16 protein-coding genes are annotated in these 18,650 nt (G+C 74.1%); 8 read left to right on the top strand and 8 right to left on the bottom strand.

Annotated elements, in window-relative coordinates; all coding sequences use genetic code 11:
* The first annotated feature begins 168 nt into the window (after positions 1-168).
* Positions 169-1,974 carry a putative bifunctional diguanylate cyclase/phosphodiesterase gene (locus S1361_RS15415; protein ID WP_208032424.1) on the top strand — a complete coding sequence of 602 codons (1,806 nt, stop codon included), beginning with the start codon at positions 169-171 and terminating at the stop codon, positions 1,972-1,974.
* On the opposite strand, the gene S1361_RS15410 is transcribed toward S1361_RS15415, so the two are convergent.
* The 5 genes from S1361_RS15410 to S1361_RS15390 form a co-directional block, all read right to left on the bottom strand.
* On the bottom strand, positions 1,953-3,050 hold the full coding sequence (locus S1361_RS15410) for an LLM class flavin-dependent oxidoreductase (protein ID WP_208032423.1): 1,098 nt from the start codon (positions 3,048-3,050) through the stop codon (positions 1,953-1,955). The genes S1361_RS15415 and S1361_RS15410 overlap by 22 nt on opposite strands.
* 147 nt (positions 3,051-3,197) lie before the next feature.
* A complete protein-coding gene (locus S1361_RS15405; protein ID WP_208032422.1) occupies positions 3,198-4,532 on the bottom strand; it encodes an AAA domain-containing protein in 1,335 nt (444 codons plus the stop codon).
* On the bottom strand, positions 4,529-6,118 hold the full coding sequence (locus S1361_RS15400) for a hypothetical protein (RefSeq protein WP_208032421.1): 1,590 nt from the start codon (positions 6,116-6,118) through the stop codon (positions 4,529-4,531). Before S1361_RS15400 ends, S1361_RS15405 begins: the two co-directional genes overlap by 4 nt.
* Positions 6,109-7,296 (bottom strand): hypothetical protein, encoded by a 1,188-nt coding sequence (locus S1361_RS15395; protein ID WP_425086620.1) that lies wholly within the window; start codon positions 7,294-7,296, stop codon positions 6,109-6,111. The genes S1361_RS15400 and S1361_RS15395 overlap by 10 nt, the downstream gene beginning before the upstream one ends.
* Positions 7,193-8,137: a phosphatase PAP2 family protein gene (locus S1361_RS15390; RefSeq protein WP_208032420.1), complete on the bottom strand. Its 945-nt coding sequence runs from the start codon at positions 8,135-8,137 to the stop codon at positions 7,193-7,195. The genes S1361_RS15395 and S1361_RS15390 overlap by 104 nt, the downstream gene beginning before the upstream one ends.
* A gap of 236 nt (positions 8,138-8,373) precedes the next feature.
* Here S1361_RS15390 and S1361_RS15385 point away from each other — a divergent pair, with 236 nt between their 5' ends.
* Positions 8,374-8,970, top strand: coding sequence for a histidine phosphatase family protein (locus S1361_RS15385; protein WP_208032419.1), 597 nt, complete (start codon positions 8,374-8,376; stop codon positions 8,968-8,970).
* Between the two features lie 94 nt (positions 8,971-9,064).
* Here the strand turns inward: S1361_RS15385 and S1361_RS15380 are convergent, their stop codons facing one another.
* Positions 9,065-10,558: an NsdA family TPR-like regulatory protein gene (locus tag S1361_RS15380; RefSeq protein ID WP_208032418.1), complete on the bottom strand. Its 1,494-nt coding sequence runs from the start codon at positions 10,556-10,558 to the stop codon at positions 9,065-9,067.
* A 266-nt stretch (positions 10,559-10,824) separates the two neighbouring features.
* On the opposite strand from S1361_RS15380, the gene S1361_RS15375 reads away from it, so the two are divergent.
* From S1361_RS15375 to S1361_RS15365, 3 genes are all read left to right on the top strand, one after another.
* Complete coding sequence (locus S1361_RS15375; protein WP_243769181.1) at positions 10,825-11,229, top strand: hypothetical protein; 405 nt, start codon at positions 10,825-10,827, stop codon at positions 11,227-11,229.
* A 48-nt stretch (positions 11,230-11,277) separates the two neighbouring features.
* Positions 11,278-12,144, top strand: a complete 867-nt coding sequence (locus tag S1361_RS15370; protein ID WP_208032416.1) for a spermidine synthase — start codon at positions 11,278-11,280, stop codon at positions 12,142-12,144.
* A gap of 165 nt (positions 12,145-12,309) precedes the next feature.
* The gene (locus tag S1361_RS15365) at positions 12,310-12,660 is read left to right on the top strand and encodes a hypothetical protein (protein ID WP_208032415.1); all 351 of its coding nucleotides are present in this window, start codon (positions 12,310-12,312) and stop codon (positions 12,658-12,660) included.
* A 76-nt stretch (positions 12,661-12,736) separates the two neighbouring features.
* Here the strand turns inward: S1361_RS15365 and S1361_RS15360 are convergent, their stop codons facing one another.
* Positions 12,737-13,240: a hypothetical protein gene (locus S1361_RS15360; RefSeq protein ID WP_208032414.1), complete on the bottom strand. Its 504-nt coding sequence runs from the start codon at positions 13,238-13,240 to the stop codon at positions 12,737-12,739.
* A gap of 98 nt (positions 13,241-13,338) precedes the next feature.
* Between S1361_RS15360 and S1361_RS15355 the strand changes: the two genes are divergently transcribed.
* From S1361_RS15355 to S1361_RS15345, 3 genes are all read left to right on the top strand, one after another.
* Positions 13,339-14,055, top strand: a complete 717-nt coding sequence (locus S1361_RS15355) for a response regulator transcription factor (protein WP_208032413.1) — start codon at positions 13,339-13,341, stop codon at positions 14,053-14,055.
* Positions 14,055-15,455 (top strand): sensor histidine kinase, encoded by a 1,401-nt coding sequence (locus S1361_RS15350; RefSeq protein WP_208032412.1) that lies wholly within the window; start codon positions 14,055-14,057, stop codon positions 15,453-15,455. The genes S1361_RS15355 and S1361_RS15350 overlap by 1 nt, the downstream gene beginning before the upstream one ends.
* Positions 15,456-15,564: 109 nt before the next feature.
* Complete coding sequence (locus S1361_RS15345) at positions 15,565-17,025, top strand: glycoside hydrolase family 18 protein (RefSeq protein WP_208032411.1); 1,461 nt, start codon at positions 15,565-15,567, stop codon at positions 17,023-17,025.
* A gap of 158 nt (positions 17,026-17,183) precedes the next feature.
* Here S1361_RS15345 and S1361_RS15340 read toward each other — a convergent pair whose 3' ends face one another.
* Positions 17,184-18,614, bottom strand: a complete 1,431-nt coding sequence (locus S1361_RS15340) for a GH1 family beta-glucosidase (protein WP_208032410.1) — start codon at positions 18,612-18,614, stop codon at positions 17,184-17,186.
* Positions 18,615-18,650 lie beyond the last annotated feature (36 nt).

The following is an 18,650-nucleotide window of genomic DNA, read 5'->3' as shown; positions in this document are numbered from 1 at the left end:
CTGGTCGGGGGGCCTGTAGAACCTGTCCAGGTGCGGGCAGAAACGATCTGTCAGAACCTGTGGTCGGTCCGGGACACTGGACAGTGGCTGGAAGGGCCCGGGGCCAGCCTCTATGATCGGCACACTTTCCGGCACGGACAGAGATCGAGTGCACTGCGGGAGCGAGCGGTGAGCGGAACGTCCGAAGGGCCGACGCCCGCGGCAGACCTCGACCGGTCGGCCGTCACAGACAGTCACTACACCACCTACCACCGTGTCTTCGCGACCGCGCCGCTCGCCATGGCGGTCGTGGCCCCGGAGGGATACGTCGTCAGCGCCAACGCCGCCCTCGGCGAGCTGCTCGGCACCGACCCGGACACCCTCGTCGGGCGGGTCGCCGCCGACCTGGTGGACCTGGCCGCCGACGCCCGTAGCTGGCACTCCTACCGCGAGGTGCTGCGCGGCCGGCAGGCCCGTCTGCGCTGCACCCGCCGCCTCAAACGTCCCGAGGGGCACTCGGTGTGGGTGCAGGTCGCCGTCGCCCCGCTGGCCGACGGCGAGCCCGGCGTCCTGATGTCGGTCACCGACATCAGCTCGCGCCGCGAACTCCAGGCGCAGCTGCGGCACTTGCAGATGCACGACCCGGTGACCCGGCTGCCCAACCGCACACTGTTCTTCGAGCGCCTGACGGCCGCGCTGGAAGCGGAGTCGTACGAGCAGAGCGGCACCGGCCGGATCGGCCTGTGCTACCTGGACCTCGACGGCTTCAAGGCCGTCAACGACACCCTCGGCCACCGTGTCGGCGACCGGCTCCTGGCGGCCGTGGCCGAACGCCTCACCCGCGTCGCCGACGAGGCCGGGTACGCCCGCGCGGCAACCCCCCTCGTGGCCCGGCTCGGCGGCGACGAGTTCGCGCTGCTGGTGGAGGCCTCCACCGGCACCGAACAACTCGCCGACCTCGCCGAGTCCGCGCTGAAGACACTGGAGGAACCCTTCGATCTGGCGGGCCAGCGCTTGTCGTTGACCGCGTCCATCGGCGTCGTCGAGCGGCATGCGGCCGGTACGACGGCAACGGGCCTGATGCAGGCGGCCGATACGACGCTGTACTGGGCGAAGGCCGACGGCAAGGCCCGCTGGACGCTGTTCGACCCCGAGCGCAACGCCCACCGGATGACCCGTCAGGCGCTGTCCTCCACCCTTCGCCCCGCCATCGAGCGCGGGGAGTTCGTCCTCGACTACCAGCCGTTGGTGGCCATGGAGGACGGCCGGCTCAACGGCGTGGAGGCGCTGATCCGCTGGCATCACCCGCAGTTCGGCACGTTGACGCCGAATCGGTTCATCGGATTGGCGGAGGAGGACGGCTCGATCGTGCAGCTCGGCCGCTGGGCGCTCGCCACCGCCTGCCGGCAGGCCCGCCGCTGGCAGCTGGACCGCCCCGGCGAACCGCCCATCTTCGTCAGCGTGAACGTCGCCGTACGGCAGGTGTGGGACTCGGACCTGGTCGCCGACGTGGCGGAGGTTCTCGCCGAGACCGGGCTCGCCCCGCATCTGCTCCAGCTGGAGCTGACCGAGTCCGCGGTGATGGGCTCGGCGGGCCGCCCGCTCCAGGCGCTGCAGGCCCTGAGCGACATGGGGGTGCGCATCGCCATCGACGACTTCGGCACCGGCTACTCGAACCTCGCCTACCTGAGCCGGCTGCCGGTGTCCACGCTGAAACTGGACGGCTCCTTCGTCCGCGGCTTCCAGTACGAGGGCGACAAGAAGGCGGTCGCCCCCAACCCGGCCGACGAGGTCATCGTGGAGGCGATGATCCAGCTCGCCCACCGGCTCGGCCTGACGGTCACCGCGGAGTGCGTGGAGACCTCGGCGCAGGCCACCCGGCTGCGCCGGATCGGCTGCGACACCGGCCAGGGCTGGCTGTACTCCCGCCCGGTGTCGCCGGATCGTATCTCCGAGCTGCTGGGGGAGCAGGCCTACGCGGTCGGCAACCCGTAGGCGTCCGCGATCAACTCGTACGAGCGCAGGCGCAGTTCACCGCGGTGCGCGTGCGAGGTGAGCATCAGCTCGTCGGCGCCGGTGCGCTTGTGCAGATCGTCCAGGCCGGCGCGCACCTCGTCGGCGGTGCCGTGCACGATGTTGGCCGTCCAGGAGGCGACGAACTCCTCCTCCATCGGGCTGAACTCGTAACTCTCGACGTCCTTCGGGTCCGGGAACAGGCCCGGGCGGCCGGTGCGCAGCCGGAGCATGTTCAGCGCCACCGCGCGGGTCTGCCGGCGGGCCTCCCGCTCGTCGTCCGTGGCGATCGCCGAGACGCCGATGAGGGCGTACGGCTCGGTCAGCACGGCGGAGGGCCGGAAGGTCTGCCGGTACAGGTCCAGGGCCGGGATGGTGTTCTGCGCGGAGAAGTGGTGCGCGAAGGCGAACGGCAGGCCCAGCATGCCGGCCAGCCGGGCGCTGAAGCCGGAGGAGCCGAGCAGCCAGATCGGCGGGCGGTGCGGGGACTGGACGCCGCCGGGGGTGGTTCCCTGCACCGGGCCGGGGATCGCGTGGATACGGCCGTACGGGTGCCCGTCCGGGAAGCTGTCGTCCAGGAACCGGGTCAGCTCCGCGAGCTGCTGCGGGAAGTCGTCGGCGCCCTCGTTGAGGGTGTCGCTACGGCGCAGCGCGGCGGCGGTGGCCCCGTCCGTGCCCGGCGCCCGGCCCAGGCCCAGGTCGATCCGCCCCGGCGCCATGGCCTCCAGCGTGCCGAACTGCTCCGCGATCACCAGCGGGGCGTGGTTGGGCAGCATGACGCCGCCCGAGCCGAGCCGGATGCGGTCGGTGTGGGCGGCGAGGTGGGCGAGGATCACGGCGGGCGAGGAGGAGGCCACACCGGGCATGGAGTGGTGCTCGGCGACCCAGTACCGGTGGAAGCCGCGGGACTCCGTGAGCCGGGCGAGCGCGACGCTGGTGCGCAGGGCTTCGCTCGCGGTACTGCCCGCGCCGACGGTCACCAGGTCCAGTACGGAGAGGGGGGCGGGGGCGGCGCCCCGACGCGTCCCCCGGATCTCGTCTGCCTCGTCTGCCACCACGGTGTGGGCCTCCTGTTCCCGAGCGTGAGCTGTCCCGGTGCTAACAGGAGGGAGTCTCCGCTTATTCCGTGAGGCGCCCGGGGAGCGTGTCACCACCGCCGGCTCACCGGGTGTTCCGCCCAGGTACGGGTCCCGGGGAGCGTGTCCTCAGCGTTGGCTCACCCGGTGTTCCGCCAGGTGGGCGAGGACCGCGTGGTTGGCCTCCCAGCCGTCCGGGAACTTCACCAGCGTGCCCAGCTGGACCGGCTCTGTGGAGGGGTAGTCGTCCAGGAGGTCGGTCACGCCGGCGCGGCAGACCACGATGCAGGCGTGGCGGTGGCGGGACGCCAGCACGCACAGGCGGCCGGTCTCCAGGTGGAACGCGGTTGCGTCGGGGCGGCCGGAGAGCGGGTGCAGGACGACCGTGACGTCGTACTCGCGGCCCTGGAGCCGGTTCGCGGTGTCGACGGTCACGTCCGGCACGCCGAGGTCGGACAGGGCCGCACGGACCGCCGCCGCCTGGTCGCGGTGGGCGGTGCCGACGGCGATCCGGTCCGCGGTGAGCGGCGCCGGCTCCGGTGCGCGCTCCGAGACCGCCGCGCCGCCCCGGTCCAGCAGGCGCCGGACGACCGCCGCGACCGCCCGTACCGCCTCCGGATCCGTGCGCGGGGTGTGCCGGGCGGGCAGCTCCAGCAGACCCCAGCCGGACTCCGCGGCCTCGTCGATCACCCGGTCCGGGCCGGAACCGTCGGAGGGGACCGCGAAGGTCAGGCGGCGGTCGTCGTGGGACGTGCCGCTGCGGAAGGGGGTGTAGGGATAGAACGCCGTCGAGACCAGGGGCGCCGCCGAGGCCGGCAGACGCCAGGAGACCGGGAGCCGGTGCTGGGGCAGGTCCGGGTTGTGGGCGAGCAGGGTGGTGACGGCGGACGCCGACGGGTCGTACGACAGACCCGCCCACTGCTCGCTGCCGACGATGGAGAAGGGGTCCAGCTGCCCGGGATCGCCCACGAACAGCGCCCGCTCGAACAGGCCCGCCACGGCGAGCAGGGAGTCCGAGCGCATCTGGTACGCCTCGTCCACGATCGCGTGCCGCCACGGCTCGTCCGCCTTCACGTGCGCCCACTTCGCGGCGGTGGACAGGACGACCGGCAGGCCGTTCAGATCGGCCGCCTTCGCCGACGTACGGACCTGCGGCAGGGCGTCCAGCGCCTTGTCGTACGCGTCGGCGTCGCTGCTGTGCAGACGGCCCACGGGCAGGTCCGGGTTCTTCTCGGCGAGCCGCAGGACCAGGTCGTCGACCTGGGCGTTGGTCTGGGCCACCACCATCAGCGGGCGGCCCGCACCGGCGAGTTCGAGGGCCGCGCGGACCACCAGGGTCGACTTGCCGGCGCCCGGCGGCGAGTCCACCACCACGCCCCGCCGGTCGCCGTGCAGCGTGTCGTGCAGGATCGCGTCGGTTGCGCGGGCGGCCTCGGCTCCGGGGTCGAAGTCGACGGTCGTCACAGCACGTCCTCCTCGGTCACGGGGTCGGGAGCCTCCGGCGCCGGTTCGCCCGGCGGGCCGCCGTGCGTCCAGGGGGTCTCCTCGGGGTCGGGCAGCTTCGCGCCGCCGCGCTGCTCGTGCTCGAAGAGCGTGAAGCAGACCCGGTCGCCCTTCTCCGGCACCGACCCGGGCTCGGGCTCCTTGCCGCGGCCCATCCGGTCCAGGATCCGCAGGACGAGGACGCCCTCGGCCTCCTGACCGACGAACTCCGCCGACTGCGGCCTGCCGCCCAGCGAGCGGTACACCCGCGCCCGCTCCGCGAGATGCGGCCGGTCCTCCGTGCGGACCGTCACCAGCGGGCGCGGGCTCGGCCGCCTGCCCTCGCTGTACGCCGTCTCGACGCCGGTCACCTCGCCCGCGAACGCCTCCCCGGCCAGCCGCCGCCCCGCCATCACCAGCGGATCGTCCAGCGCCTCCTGCGCCTCCAGCCGGGCCTGTTCCCGCTCGCGCGTGGCCAGCTTGTTCGCCGCCGTCACCGCGTCGTCCCGGCGCGGCTGCGGCGGCTCCCCGGCCAGCACCCGGTCCCGGTGCGCGGTGAACGACCAGCGGTCCCGGGTCCAGCGCCCCTCCACGTGCGCGCCCTCCGGCAGCGCCCGCAGCAGGTCCAGGCCCCGCCACACCGCGTCCCAGGTGGGCCGGGTGCGGCTCTCGACCAGATCGCGGATCTCCCGCTCGGCCCTGCTGAGCGCGGCCAGCCGGCCGTCGGCCTCCAGCGGATCCTCGGCGGCGGCCAGGGCGGTCCGCGCGCGGTCGTAGCGCTCGATCGCCGGGGCCAGCAGCCTGTTGTCGAACGCCGGGTCGGTGGCGGGGCCGGCCGGCGGGCACAGCAGCTGCCCGTCGGCGTCCCGGGCGAGTTCGGCCCGGCGGGCGGCCTCGGCGCCGGACACGCCCTCCGGGGGGTCGATCCAGGCGAGCAGCGCGCCCAGGTGCTGGTCCTCCAGACCGGACTGGCCGGTCGCCCAGTGCCGGGACAGCACGTCGGTCAGGGCGAGCAGCAGCGAGGAGCCGGGGACCCGGGCCCGCTCGCCGTAGTGGGTCAGCCAGCGGCCGAGCAGCGGCACCCGGGGCGGCGCCGGGTAGGGCGCGTCCGGGTCCTGTTCGGCGGTGCGCCGGAACCGCATCGAGCGGCCCAGCAGCCGGACGAGGTCCAGGCCCGTACGGCTCGGCACGATGAGCTGGGGCGCGTCCGCGCACAGCTCGGCCGCCACCTTGACCCGCTTGCCGGTCTGCGGGTCGGTCTCGGTGCGCTCGGCCGCCTCCACCGACTGCGCGTACCCGTCGATGTACGGCAGGACGATGTCGGCCAGGTCGGCCAGGAACGTGAAGCGCAGGTCGCGGTCGCGGGGCTGCGGTACGACCAGCAGGCGGGGCGCGTCCCGGTCGGTGCCGACCAGCGCGCCGAGCGGGGCACCGGTCTCACCGGCGGTGATGAGCGGCACGAAGACCAGCGGACGTTCGGACAGATGCCGGTGGCGGACCGTGGCCGCGGGCTGCGCCCGGCCGCTGCCGACGGCCTCCAGCCGGGCGAGCGTGGTGATCAGGGACACGCGGTCACCTCCGCGGCGGCGGCCAGCGCCTCCGCGCGCAGGGCCGCGGCCCTGCGCAGGGCGGCCACCGCCGGGTCGTCCGGGTCGCCGCTCTCGCCGCGGGCGGCGGCCAGCACCTCCTCGACCGTGGCCAGGCCGCCCAGTTCGGCCCGCAGCGGCCGGCCGAGGCGGGTGACCGCGCCGGCCGCGCGGGCCCGGTCCCGGCAGTGGAAGGCCAGTTCGCACGCGGACAGGCACTCCGGCGCGTAGGTCGCCGGCACCGCCTCCACGGCCGCCGTCAGTTCCTCGGCGGGCCGGTCGGGCGCGAAGCACGTGCCCTCGGGCAGCGCGCCGGCGAGTTCCTCGATGCGGGTGAGCCGGGCCAGCTGGCGAGCCGTGACGGCGCGCTGCCTGCGGATGTCGACGGCGGAACCGGCGGGCAGGTTCGAGAAGTCCTTCGGGCACACCAGCAGCACCCGGTGCCGCACGCGCGGGGCGGGATCCAGCCGCGCCGCGACCTCCTCCAGGGCGAGCACGTACACCGCTGCCTGCCGGGCCGCCGCGCCCACCTTCGCCGGGTCCGCGGAACCGTCCACCATCGGGAAGGACTTGATCTCCACCACCGACCAGCTGCCGTCCGGGTGCACCACCACCGCGTCCGGCTCCAGGAAGGCGGGCGAACCCGCCACGTCCAGGGCGAGCATCGGATGGTCCAGCAGCGTCCAGCCGCCGGCCCGCGTGGCCTCGCGCAGCGCCAGCGCCGTACGGGCCGTACGGCCCTCGGGGCCGTGCGCGCTCAGGTCGGGCACGGCCGCCCCGGCGGGCGGCTCGGCGCCCGGGTCGAGCCGGGTGTGCACCAGCCGCAGCAGCTCCGCGCCGCCGTCCGCCTTCACCCGCGCCTCGAACGCGTTGCCCCGGGTCAGCGCGAACTGCGACTGGCCGAAACCGGACGGCGCGCCCAGTGCGGTCGCCAGCCGGGCCTTGTCCACCCCGGCGCCGTCCAGGACGGCCCGCCGCGCGCACCCGGGGTTCGCGGCGAGCGCGGCGAGGGCACGGGCGTCCAGGGCCTTGGCGGGTACATCGGGACCGCGCAGCTCAGCGAGCCGGTGCCGGAGTCCCTTCGCCCGCGTCGCTGGGGGAGGCGTCCGGTCCGGCCGCGGGGTCGAGCCGCGACGCGCGCTGCCGTGGAATTCGCTCACCCGCCGAAGTCTGGCATCCGGCACTGACAATCGGGGACCCCGTGCCGTCGGGGACCGGTGCGGTGCCGCGGGACAGCCGGATGCGGACCAGGTCCGCGGCCCGCATCACGCGCGGCGCCAGCAGGAGGCCGACGCCCATCACGGCGACGCCCGCGGCCGCGTCCAGGAAGTAGTGGTTGGCGGTGCCCATGACCACGATCGCGGTGAGCAGCGGGTAGAGGACACCGAGGACCTTCGCCAGGCGGGTGCCGCCGTACCGCCACAGCATGACCCCGCACCACAGCGCCCAGCCCACGTGCAGACTCGGCATCGCCGCGTACTGGTTGGTCATGCCGCCCATGCCGCGCGGGGCGCTGGCCTCGCCGCCCCACCAGCCGTACGAGCTGTACTGGGCCATCGTGTCCACGAAGCCGTGGCCGGCGGAGAGCAGGCGGGGCGGGCAGGTCGGCAGCAGGGTGAAGCCGATCAGGCCGAGGAACGTGGACGTCATCAGCCAGGTGCGGGCCGCCCGGTAGTGCCCGGCGCGGGTCCGGAACAGCCAGACGAGGACGACCGGCGTGACCAGGTAGTGCAGCGAGGCGTACCAGAAGTCGGCGGGCACCCCGAGCCAGGCCTCGCGCGTGAACAGCCGGTTGAGCGGGTGCTCGGCGTCGAGGTGCAGGGCCTTCTCGATGCGCAGGATCGCCACGCCGTGGTCGACGGCGCTGCCGACGTCACCGCGCGCGAGGAGCCGGCCGGCCGAGTAGCAGCCGTAGACCAGCAGGATCAGGGGCAGCTCGGTCCACCAGCGCAGCCGGGTTCGCGGGACCACCTCGGTGCCCGGTGTCTCGGTCTGCGGCATCCGATCGCCCTCCCCCTTCTGCTGTGCGGCGCCCCGGCGGGCGACCGTGCCACTTTACGGTGTCGCTCCTCGGCCCATGAGGGGAGCTCCGGACACTTCGTTGCGTTTCCAGTCCACGAAGACGCCGGGATCGCCCGGCGGGTTGCCCGGGACCGGGGTGCGCGATGATGGAGGGACCGCATCCACTTGTTCCGGGTCCTCGTCCCGGATCCCCTCGCTCCCCGGAGAGGTCTCGCATGGCACCGCGCATCCTGCTGGCCCGGCACGGACAGACGGCCTGGTCGCTGTCCGGCAAGCACACCGGCAGGACCGACGTGCCGTTGCTGGAGGAGGGGCGGCGCGGGGCCAAGCTGCTCGGCGAGCGGCTGCACCGGGCGCCGCTGGACGGGCTGGCGGACGCGCAGGTGCGCACCAGTCCGCTGTCCCGCGCGCGGGAGACGTGCGAACTGGCCGGCTTCGGCGACCGGGCCACGACCTGGGACACGCTCATGGAGTGGGACTACGGCGCGTACGAGGGCATGACCCCGGCCGAGATCCAGGCCGTCCGGCCCGGCTGGCTGATCTGGCGGGACGGGGTCCCGGAGGGCGAGACCCTCGCCGAGGTCACCGCGCGCGCGGACGAGGTCGTCGCCTGGGCCCGCTCGGCCGACCGCGACGTCCTGGTCTTCGCCCACGGGCACATCCTGCGGTCGATCGGCGCGCGGTGGCTGGGGCTGCCGCTGGACTTCGCGGCGCGCATACGGCTGAACCCGACCTCGCTGTCCGTCCTCGGCTGGGCCTACGGGGAACCGGCGATCGAGAGCTGGAACGACCTGGGGCACCTGGCGGGCTGACGGGGCGCCCGGCGCCCCCGAGGGGCGCGCAGCCATGGCGGTGTGCGCTGCGCCGCGCCGGCACGCCCGGCTCCCGCCCCGGACCGGAAGGGCCTTACACCCGCCGCGGCAGCGAGGCGTGACGGTCCAGGAACTCCGCCACCCCGGAGGCCCGCCGGTGCGGCAACAGCACCCGCGCGGTCCCCGCGAGCATCGTCTGGATGCGGGAGGACTGCACCTGGTCCAGCAGCGACAGCACCCGCAGCCCCGCCTCCGCCGCCTCGTCGGGGCGGCCCTCGCGGGCGAGGTCGTCGGCCAGCTCCGCGGTGTAGAGCGCGATGTTGCGGGTGAAGTGCGGATCCTGCAGGTGCGCCGCCCGCCGCGCGTGCCGGGACGCCCGCCCCCAGTCGCCCAGGGTGGACCAGCACTGCGCCTCCAGTCCCTCCAGTTCGGCCTCTCCGTAGAAGCTCATCCACTCGGGGTCGGCGTCCGAGCGGCCCCGCTCGAAGAGGGCCTGCGCGCGGGCCAGCGTCTGTGCGCAGGCGGTGCGGTCGGCCAGCCCCGCCCAGCCGCCCGCCTCGCGCAGCGCGAGCAGGGACATCAGCCGGTCGGAGCCGAGCGGCCGGGCGGCGCGCTGTGCGGCCTGCGCGGCCCGGACCGCCTCCCGGGGGCGCCCGGCGTCCCGGGCCAGGAACGCGGTGTTGCAGAAGGCGTGGGCCTCCAGCGCCGGGTCTCCGGTCATGCGGGCGGTGGCCAGCGCCTCCGCGTAGTGCGAGCGGGCGTCGTCGAAGCGCCCGGAGTCGTGGGCCAGCCAGCCGACGGAGATGGCGAGTTCACCGGCGCCCGCGTGCAGCCGGTCGGCGGTGGTCTGCCGGGTGGCACCGGCGTCGAGCAGCGCGTAGGCGGCGCGCAGCGGAGCAGCCGCGCGCCGGTAGAGGCCGTCCGCGCCGTGCCGGTCGTCGAGCAGCCGGATCCGGCGGACGGCCTCCTCCAGCGCCACCGCCTCGGGGGTTCCGGCCCGCCGCGGCGGCCGTTCGGCCGCCGCGGCGCCGGTGGCGAGCCCCAGCGGGGCCAGTGTGGCGGCGGCCACCGTGGCGCCTCCGCCGGTCATGAATGCGCGACGCAGCACGTCGCTCTCCTCGTGGTTCAGGGGGTCTTCCGCACATGGTTCGTGCGGTTCGTACCGGTGGTGCGTTTCCTGCGGATCGTGCGTGTCCTGCGTGTCGTAGGAGTCATACGGCCCCCCGGCCCCGCACGACTCACCGGACGCCGTGCCCGCGGTGCGCTCCCGGGTCGCCTCCACGGCCGTACGTGCCGCGCGGCCGCGGACGGACGAGCGGGGGGCGAAGCCGAGGTCGGCGAGGGTGCGGCCGGGGAACATGTGCAGGAACACCCGTTCGTACGCGTAGTTGGGGCAGCGGATCTCGCCGGCCTCGACCCGGCCGATGTAGCGCGCGTCACAGCTCACCCGCTCACCGATCTCCCGCGCCGCCCGCCGTACCAGCGCCGCGAACTCGGCCGGTGAGCGCCGGCCGCGTAACTGCCGGAAGGCGAGGTTCGGCCGGGCTGGCCGTTCGGGCTGTGACGAGGTCGCGGTTGACGACGCCATGGCCGGGTCCTCTCGTGCGAACCGTCGAACCATGCCGGGACCGGGATGATTTCGGGACGAGTTGCCCGTGGGACGCCCTGGTTCCGGCGGGCATGAACGTACCTGTTGTGAAGGGCCCGCCACGCGGTGTTTGGCTACAAACCGGATATCTCATCCAAGATCTGCCATGAAGTGCCATCCTTTGCGGCGCACTTGTGCCGTAGCCGTTGACGGTTTCGCGCGTTGGTCACCATGGACCGCAACAGGGCTGTGTGTTGGAGGCCGGCATGGAGACCAGCCAGAGCAACGAACCTTGTACCTCGTCGTCCGCGTTCGCGGTGGGCGACAGTGCATGCGACCTCGTGACGGTACCGACCCGGCAGGGGCTGGAGGCGGTCGACATCCTGCGACGGGGAGCCGCGGACGCGGTGGGGCCCGTGCTGCACGACGACGGCTGCGGCACCCTCGGCTTCCTGGTCCCGGCCGGTACGGCCGCCGGCTGGGACGTGCCCGGCAGCACCTGCACCGAGTCGGACGGCCGCGGGCTGTGGCCGGCCCCCTGGCCCCCCGTGGAGGGCTCCGACTGGCTGCTGCCGCCCGGTGAGGCCGACCTCGCCACCGACCCGGTGGTGCTGCGCCGGGCCCTGGGCGAGGCGGCCCGCATCATCGAGGCCGCGGACAACTGCCGCTGACGCCCGCCTGCGGCCGCGACCGCTCCCGGCAGCTGCGAAAATGGCCCCATGGGCAGGTCCAGGAACACGCGGCGCGGGTCGGCCGCCGCCGCCGTCGAGGAGCCGGTCGACGGCGGGACCGCACGGCTCGTGCCCGACCCGGACCGCGGCCGAGCCTGGACGCTGCTGATCGACGGGGCACCCCAGTCGCACGTCGACCTCGACGACCCGGCCCACCTCTCCTTCGAGTACCAGCGCCGCATCGGCCATGTCATCGACCTCGTCGCCCCGCCCGGCAGGCCGGTGCACGCCGTGCACCTCGGCGGTGGCGCCTTCACCCTCGCGCGGTACGTCGCCGCGACCCGGCCCCGCTCCACCCAGCAGGTCGTGGAGCGGGACGCGCGCCTGGTCCAGCTGGTCCGGCGTGAGCTGCCCCTGGATCCGAACGCCCGGATCCGGGTGCGCGCCGCCGACGCGCGCGCGGGCCTGGCGAAGGTGCCGGACGGCTGGGCCGACCTGGTCGTCGCGGACGTGTTCAGCGGCGCCCGCACCCCCGCCCACCTCACCTCCACCGAGTTCCTGGACGAGGTCCGCCGCGCCCTGAAGCCCTCCGGTGTCTACGCGGCCAACCTGGCCGACGGGCCTCCGCTCGCGCACCTGCGCGGCCAGATCGCCACGGCCGCCGCCCGGTTCGGCGAACTCGCGCTGATCGCCGACGCGGCCGTGCTGCGCGGCAAGCGCTTCGGCAACGCGATCCTCGTCGCCGCCGACCTCCCGCTGCCGCTCGCCGACCTCACCCGCCGCGCGGCCTCCGACCCGCACCCCGGCCGGGTCGAACACGGCAGGCAGCTCACCGACTTCACCGGTGGCGCGCTGCCCGTGACGGACGAGGCCGCGGTGGCCTCGCCGGCCCCACCGCCCTCGGTGTTTCGCTAGGGCCCCGCGGCCCGGGCCGAACCGGTTGCCGGGCGGATCAGGATCAGTCGTAAGCGGTCTGCATGAGTGCAACCCGCGTCAATTCAAGGCGCTTTCGCGTGTCGTTTTGCCGCTGATGCTGATCTGGTGGCCCATCACTTCGGTAGTAACCGAAAGGAAACGGTCATGAGCGCAGCTGTCCGACGGACCGCCTACGCCCTGGGCGCGGTCGCCGCGGTCCTCCTCGCCCTGGTCGCGTTCAACTCGTTCACCTCGTCCACGGCCAACGCCGCGGTCTCCAACCCCACCGTCAGGTCCCAGTACTTCACCACCGGCTCCTCCACGATCTACTGCCCGGCCGGCTACATCGCCACCGGGGGCGGTGTCGGCGTCGACGTGCCGGACAGCATGTACGTCTCGCGCACCGAGCCGGTCCAGAACTCCGCCGGCCAGCCGGTCGGCTGGAAGGGTGACATCCGCCAGCGGGCCAACGGCGCCGCGGCCAGCGGCACCGTCTACGTCGTCTGCGCCCAGTGACCCCTGCGCGCATGTGGTCGTAGCGCCACGATGAAGGCCGCCCCCGCCGGCCGGTCGGCCGAGGCGGCCGTTCGGCTCAGTAGGTTCCGACCTCCACCCGCGGCGGACCGTCGTGCCAGGTGCAGAACACCGACACCCGGTCCGCGCCCCGGCTGAACTCCACCCGGATCCAGCTCTCCGTCTTCCACACCTGCATGGACCAGCCGGTCCCCGGGGTCGCCGAGACCAGGGTCGCGCTGGAGGTGCCCAGGTCGAACACCGCCCGGCCGCCGTCGGTGTCGTAGGACCTGACCCGGCCGGAGACCGTGGCGCTGGGGGAGGGTTTCGGCGTGCGGGCCGGGGCGCGCGTCCGCGCCGGGGCCGGCGACGTCCGCTCGCGGGACGGGGTCGGGGACGCAGCGGGCGCCCGGGACACCGAGGTCACGTCCCGGCTGTCCGCGTCGGCCGCCTTCACCGGCAGGGCGCGCGGCGGGTCGTACGCCGTCCCCGCCATCACCGTGTGCACGCCCCACCACGACAGCGTGGCCGCCGCTCCCGTCGCGAGCAGCCACGCCAGTACGTGTACGAGTCCTCTGCGCATCGCGGGCCATACTGCCCCAGCAGTACCGCTGTGTGCACATGCTCCGGGTTATCCACAGGCGCCCAACCGGACCGGCCGCATGGCGTACGGTGCGGCGCATGGCAAGTGTGCTCGTGGTCGAGGACGACCAGTTCGTACGCTCGGCGCTCATCCGGCATCTGACCGACGCCGCACACACCGTGCGCAGCGTCGGTACGGCACTGGAGGCGCTGCGCGAGGTCGCCCATTTCCGCTTCGACCTCGTCATCCTGGACCTCGGACTGCCCGACCTGGACGGCTCCGAGGCCCTGAAGATGCTCCGCGGCATCACCGACGTGCCCGTCATCATCGCCACCGCCCGGGACGACGAGACGGAGGTCGTCCGGCTGCTGAACGCCGGGGCGGACGACTACCTCACCAAGCCGTTCTCCGTCGAGCACCTCTCCGCCCGGATGGCGGCCGTACTGCGCCGGGCCCGTTCCGCCGGCGCGGAGACCCCGCCCCCGGCCGTCCTGCGCGTCGGCGGCCTGACCGTCGACCCGCTGCGCCGCCAGGCCGAGTTGGACGGCGTCCGGCTCGACCTCACCCGCCGCGAGTTCGACCTGCTCGCCTTCCTGGCCGGCCGCCCCGGGGTCGTCGTCCCGCGCAGGGAACTCCTCGCCGAGGTGTGGCAGCAGTCCTACGGCGACGACCAGACCATCGACGTCCATCTGTCCTGGCTGCGCCGGAAACTGGGGGAGACGGCCGCCCGGCCGCGCTATCTGCACACCCTGCGCGGTGTCGGCGTGAAGCTCGAACCCCCCGTGGACCCCGCGGCGGACGGGCAGGTGCCGTGATGAGATGGGCACTGGTCAAGGTCTGCCTGGCGGTCACCACGATGGTCGTGGTCGCCTTCGCCGTGCCGCTCGGCCTGGTCGTCAAGGAGATGGCCCGCGACCGCGCCTTCGCAGGCGCCGAACGGCAGGCCGCCGCGGTCGCGCCCGCCCTGTCCATCACCACCGACCGGGACCAGCTGGAGCGGGTGGTGGCCTCGGCCGGCGCCGGCTCCGGAATGGCCGTCCACCTGCCCGCCGACGGCGACCGGGCCGCGCTCGACCTCGGCCGGCGGCGCGCCGCCGCCCGCGACGTCGAGGCCGTACGGAGACTGGGCCGTGCCTCCACCACCTCCGTACCCGGGGGCTCCACCCTGCTCCAGCCGGTCGCGCTCGGCTCCGGCGTCGCGGTGGTCGAGGTGTACGTCCCCGAGTCCGAGGTGACCAACGGCGTCGGCACGGCCTGGGCGGTGCTCGCGGCCGTCGGCCTCGCGCTCATCGTCGGCTCGGTGGCCGTCGCGGACCGGCTCGGGGTGCGCATGGTGCTGCCCGCCCGGCGGCTGGTCGAGGGCGCGCACGAGCTGGGCGAGGGCAAGCTGGGTGCCCGGGTGCGCGAGGAGGGGCCGACCGAACTCCGGCTGGCAGCCGCCGCGTTCAACTCCATGGCCGACCAGGTCGTGCAGCTCCTCGCCAACGAGCGGGAACTGGCCGCCGACCTCTCGCACCGGCTGCGCACCCCGCTCACCGTCCTCCGGCTGAACGCGGCCTCCCTGGGCGCCGGACCGGCCGCCGAGCAGACCCGCGCGGCCGTCGCCCAGCTGGAGCGCGAGGTCGACACCATCATCCGCACGGCCCGTGAGGCCAAGCCGCAGACGGCCGCCGCCGGACCCGGCGCCGGCTGCGACGCGGCCGAAGTGGTCCGCGAGCGCATGGAGTTCTGGTCCGCGCTCGCCGAGGACGAGGGACGCAAGTGGCGGGTGGCCGGCGTGGACCGGCCGGTGCGCATACCCGTGGCCCGCGCCGACCTGGCCGCCGCCCTCGACGCCCTGCTCGGCAACGTCTTCCGGCACACCCCCGAGGGCACCGCCTTCGCGGTCGACGTGCACAACGGCGAGGACGCCGTGATCGTGCTCGTCTCCGACGCGGGCCCCGGCATACCCGACCCCGAGGCGGCCATGGCCCGCGGCCGGGGCTCCGGGACCACCGGCTCCACCGGCCTCGGGCTGGACATCGTGCGCCGGCTCGCCGAGTCCACCGGCGGAGACGTCCGCATCGGCGCCTCGGTGCTGGGTGGCACGGAGGTGCGGGTCTGGTTCCAGCTGGACGCGCGCAAACCGGCGGGGCGCAGGCAGCGGGGGGTCACGCGGAGGCGTCGACCGGGCAAATTGGTCTCGACCTTTAACCGTCCCCGATCCCTTCCTTAAGTGAACCCTAAGGTCTTCAACAAGAGCCCCGAACAAGCCGTTTGTCCAATTCCAGGTCGCTAGCGTGCTGCCGCACCCCACCCCGTGAACAGCGAAGGCAGGCACGCGCATGAGTACGCACCGGCGCAGGATCAGTGGCAGGAACAAGGCGATAGGCGGCCTGGTGACCGCGGCCGTGGTGGGCGGCGGCGCGGTCCTGCTCACCGGCACCGCGAACGCGGCCGGGGTGAACGCCGCGTACACCAAGACCAGCGACTGGTCCACGGGCTACTCCGCCCAGTACGTCGTCACCAACAACACCGCCCAGGCCGAGAAGACCTGGACGCTGGAGTTCGACCTCCCGGCGGGCGCCAAGCTCGGCTCGCTGTGGAACGGCGAGTCCAGCGTGAGCGGTCAGCACGTCACCGTGAAGCCGGCCAAGTGGGACACCGACGGCCTGGCCCCCGGCAAGTCGGTGACCGTCGGCTTCGTGGTGAGCGGCAGCGGCGACCCGACCGGCTGTCGTGTCGACGACACCCAGTGTTCCGCGGACGGCGGCGCGACCCCCGAGCCGAGCGGCCGGCCGACGCAGACCACGCCGGCCCCCACCCCCACCAAGACGACCCCCACGCCCACCCCCACCAAGACGACGGCCACGCCCACCCCCACGGGCAGCACCGGAAGCGGCACCCCCGGCTCCGCCGGCTTCGCCCCCTACGTCGACACCAGCCTCTACCCCGCCTTCGACCTCCTCGGCGCCGCCGACGCGACCGGCGTGAAGAACTACAACCTCGCCTTCCTCACCGACGGCGGCGGCTGCACCCCCAAGTGGGGCGGCGTCACGGACCTCACCGGCGACGCCGTGGCCGCGCAGATCGGCTCGCTGCGCGCCAAGGGCGGTGACGTCCGGGTCTCCTTCGGCGGCGCCTCCGGCTCCGAACTGGCCACCACCTGCTCCTCCGCGGACGCGCTGGCGGCGGCGTACGGCAAGGCGGTCGACGCGTTCAAGCTGACCAAGGTGGACTTCGACGTCGAGGGCGGCGCGCTGCCCAACACCGCGGCCAACACCCGCCGCGCCCAGGCCATCGCCAAGCTCCAGGCCCAGCACCCCGGCCTGGACGTCTCCTTCACCCTGCCGGTGATGCCCGAGGGCCTCACCCAGGACGGCGTGAACCTCCTCGCCGACGCCAAGACCAACGGCGTGAAGATCAGCACCGTCAACATCATGGCGATGGACTACGGCCCCGCGTACAGCGGTGACATGGGCACCTACGCCGAGCAGGCCGCGACGGCCACCCAGGCCCAGATCAAGAGCGTGCTGGGGCTGTCCGAGGCCGCCGCCTGGAAGACCGTCGCCGTCACCCCGATGATCGGCGTCAACGACGTCTCCTCCGAGATCTTCAAGGTCGAGGACGCCACCCAGCTGGTGGACTTCGCCCGGTCCAAGGGCCTGGGCTGGCTGTCCATGTGGTCCGCGGCCCGCGACCAGCAGTGCGCCGGCGGCACCAAGCCCACCGCCGACGCCACCTGCAGCTCGATCCTCCAGGAGAAGTCCGCCTTCGCCAAGGCGTTCGGGGCGTTCAAGGGATAGCGCGAAGCACCGATGTGTGCATGGCGGGGCCCGGCGGATCGTGTGCGCCGGGCCCCGCCCCGTTCCCCCTGCCGCCCCGGCCGGCCAAAGCCCGGACGCCCCCTCCCGCTGGTGGAAGAGGACGCGGCCCGCTCCCACGACGGGCCGCGCCCCACCTGTCACGCGACGGAGTCCACCGGCGGCAGCACCCCCGTCCGGGCCGCCTCCGCGTACCAGCGCGCGCTCGACTTCGGCGTCCGCTCCAGCGTCGCGTAGTCCACGTACACCGCGCCGAACCGCTTGCCGTAGCCGTACGCCCACTCGAAGTTGTCCATCAGGGACCACAGGTAGTACCCGCGCACATCGGCGCCGTCGGCGATCGCGCGGCGCACCTCCGCCAGATGCCCGTACAGGTAGGCGATCCGCTCGGGGTCGTGCACCCGGCCGTCGGGCTCGGGCTTGTCGTCGTAGGCCGCGCCGTTCTCGGTGACGTACAGGGGCAGGCCCGGCGCCTCGCGCGTGTAGCGCATGATCAGGTCGTACAGGCCGGTCGGGTCGATCGTCCAGCCCATCTCCGTACGGTCGCCGGGGGTCTGGTGGAAGAGGACGTCGTCCGCGGCCGGCCAGGGCGAGTGCTCGCTGGCGCCGTGGCCGTCCGCCCGGGGGCCCTTGACCTCGCCGGACGCGGCCGAGACCAGGGTCGGCGTGTAGTAGTTCAGGCCGAGCGCGTCCAGCGGGGCGTTGATCGTGCGGACGTCGCCGTCGAGGACGTACGACCAGTCGGTCACCGAGCGCGTGGCCTCCAGCAGCGACGACGGGTACGCGCCGTGCAGCATCGGGCCGTGGAAGACGCCGTTGGCCAGGTCGTCGATCCGGCGGGCCGCGGCCAGGTCCGCCGGGTCCTGGGAGAGCGGCCGTACGACCGAGGAGTTGAGGCTGATCGCGATCTGGTTGCGGGCCGGCATCGCCGCCCGCAGGGCCGACGCGGCCAGCCCGTGCCCCAGGTTGAGGTGGTGGGCCGCGCGCAGCGAGGCCGCCGGGTCGGTGCGCCCGGGCGCGTGCACCCCGGAGCCGTACCCCAGGAAGGCGCTGCACCACGGCTCGTTGAGGGTGATCCACTGCTCCACGCGGTCCCCGAGCGCCTCCCCGACGAGCTGGGCGTACTCGGCGAACCGGAACGCGGTGTCCCGCACCGGCCAGCCGCCCGCGTCCTCCAGCTCCTGCGGCAGATCCCAGTGGTAGAGGGTGAGCGCCGGCTTGATGCCCCGCGCCAGCAGCTCGTCGACCAGCCGGCGGTAGAAGTCCAGCCCCCGCTGGACCACCGGCCCCCGGCCCGTCGGCTGCACCCGGGACCAGGAGACGGAGAAGCGGTACGCGGTCAGGCCCAGCTCCGCCATCAGCGCCACGTCGTCGCGGTAGCGGTGGTAGTGGTCGACCGCGACGTCCCCCGTCTCGTCGCCGGCCGTCCTGCCCGGCGTATGGCTGAAGGTGTCCCAGATCGAGGGGGTGCGGCCGTCCTCCCGCACCGCCCCCTCGATCTGGTACGCCGAGGTCGCGGCGCCCCAGAGGAAGGCGGGAGGAAAGGTCACGGACGAAACGGAGTCAGGCATGGAAGCGCTCCCATGAACGGTCGGAAGGGCCGACGG

Source organism: Streptomyces cyanogenus (assembly GCF_017526105.1).
In the GTDB taxonomy this organism is placed as follows: domain Bacteria; phylum Actinomycetota; class Actinomycetes; order Streptomycetales; family Streptomycetaceae; genus Streptomyces; species Streptomyces cyanogenus.
Note: the sequence above shows the minus strand (reverse complement) of the source record. Positions and strands in the feature narration are given on the sequence as shown.